This window comes from Zhongshania sp. (genome assembly GCF_041584495.1).
Lineage (GTDB): Bacteria > Pseudomonadota > Gammaproteobacteria > Pseudomonadales > Spongiibacteraceae > Spongiibacter.
The window spans coordinates 1-2,107 of sequence record NZ_JBFHDY010000253.1 but is presented as its reverse complement, the minus strand read 5'-3'; the positions used below and the strand labels follow the sequence as shown (position 1 = coordinate 2,107).

The window sequence follows — 2,107 nt, the reverse complement described above, 5'->3', positions numbered from 1 at the left end:
CAGGCAGTCATTATGGCGGGCGGAAGTGGAAGCCGTTTATGGCCTTCTAGTCGAAGTTTATTCCCCAAACAGTTTTTATCGGTAGTGGGAAAAGACACCATGCTGCAAGCCACGCTTGCGCGGGTCGATGGTTTGAGTGTTGGCAGTACGTCGGTTATTTGCAACGAAGAGCACCGCTTTGTGGTGGCGCAGCAGGCCCAGGATTTTGGCGCTGAATTAAGTTCTATTATTTTAGAGCCTGTAGGTCGTAATACGGCACCGGCAATTGCGCTGGCGGCCTTTGATGCGCTTGAGTCTGCAGGGGATAAAGCGCCGTTGTTGCTGATTATGGCGGCAGATCATGTGATTAATGATGTGGCGGCGTTTCATGCGGCGGTTGAAGTAGCGCAGGTGCAGGCTGAGGCGGGAAATTTAGTGACCTTTGGGATTGTTCCCGAGTCTGCGCATACCGGTTATGGCTATATTCAGCGCGGCGCTGAGGTCGTTGGTCAGGGCGGGGCGTATGGGGTTTCTCGTTTTGTTGAGAAGCCGGATGCAGCTACAGCACAGAGCTATATGGATGCCGGTGGCTATTATTGGAATAGTGGCATGTTCTTGTTTGCCGCCGATGTGTATTTGAATGAGCTAAAGGCGTTTAGGCCCGATATTTATGCGGCTTGTGAAAAGGCCTTTGGGAATCGTCAGCGCGATAAAGATTTTTTACGTATAGATGCCGATGCCTTTATGGCCTGCCCAGATGAATCTATTGATTATGCGGTGATGGAAAAAACCGACAAAGCAGTGGTGGTGCCGCTTTCTGCGGGTTGGAGTGATGTGGGGGCGTGGTCGTCGCTGTGGGAAATTGGCGACCAAGACGCATCTGGTAATGTGAGCAGTGGTGATGTGCTGAGCCACAATACTGTTAACTCGTATATTCGCGCAGAGCACCGTTTGGTGGCCACGGTGGGTTTAGACAATGTGGTGGTGGTTGAAACTAACGATGCGGTGTTGGTGGCAGCTAAAGACCAGGTGCAAGATGTTAAAAAGATTGTTGAGGCTTTAAAGGCGCAGAATCGCAGTGAGGTTTCGCAGCACCGTCATGTTTATCGGCCGTGGGGTGTTTACGACTCTATCGACAATGGTGAGCGTTATCAGGTTAAGCGGATTACCGTAAAGCCGGGGGCGAAATTGTCGGTCCAAATGCATCATCACCGCGCCGAGCATTGGATTGTGGTGTCGGGTACCGCCAAGGTAACCAATGGCGATAAAGAGATAATGCTGACGGAAAACCAATCGACGTATATTCCGGTTGGGGTTGTGCATGCCTTGGAAAACCCTGGGGTGATTCCGCTGGAATTAATTGAAGTGCAGTCGGGCTCGTATTTGGGTGAAGACGATATAGTGCGCTTTGAAGATAGGTATGGAAGGGTGCCTAAGGCTTAGTTATAGGCAGGTAGCGTATTTTTGCGCTTCGTTGCTGAGATGGACCCCTGCCTGCGCAGGGGTGACTGAAAGCTCAACTTCATAATTTTATTTTGTCATCCCTGCGAAGGCAGGGAACCATATGAGCGCAGCGAATGCCGTTGCATCAAACGTCCCGCGTCAGCCTTTTGTCCATGCCTTGCCGTGTTGCGCCATTTCAGCGATTGCCTGCTACTTTCGTGGTTTTTCTCTGTGATACACTCCTGCCATATTTATGCTTCTTGTGGTCTTATTCAATGAAAGTTACTGTTTTTGGTATTGGTTATGTGGGCCTTGTGCAGGCCGCTGTTTTGGCTGAGGTTGGCCATGATGTGGTGTGTGTCGATATTAATGCCGAGCGGGTCGAGAACCTTAAAAAGGGCATTATCCCTATTTATGAACCCGGTTTAACGCCGTTGGTGCAGCGCAATTACGAGGCGGGTCGTTTGCAGTTCACCACCGATGCCGCGCTCGGTGTTAAGCATGGTCGTATTCAGTTTATTGCGGTGGGTACGCCGCCAGACGAAGATGGCTCTGCCGATTTACAGTATGTGTTGGCAGTGGCAAAGACCATTGCCACGTATATGGAGTCGCCCAAGATTATTGTGGATAAATCCACGGTGCCGGTGGGTACTGCCGATAAGGTGAGCGCCTGTGTTGCAGAGGT

Annotated in this window: 2 protein-coding genes; both read left to right on the top strand. The window is 50.9% G+C overall.

Annotated features, from left to right (window positions below; genetic code table 11):
- Positions 1-9 precede the first annotated feature (9 nt).
- Positions 10-1,422, top strand: coding sequence for a mannose-1-phosphate guanylyltransferase/mannose-6-phosphate isomerase (locus ABYP33_RS18825; protein WP_373092854.1), 1,413 nt, complete (start codon positions 10-12; stop codon positions 1,420-1,422).
- Between the two features lie 275 nt (positions 1,423-1,697).
- The coding region (locus ABYP33_RS18820) for a 3-hydroxyacyl-CoA dehydrogenase NAD-binding domain-containing protein (protein WP_373092852.1) at positions 1,698-2,107 on the top strand (410 nt) is incomplete at its 3' end.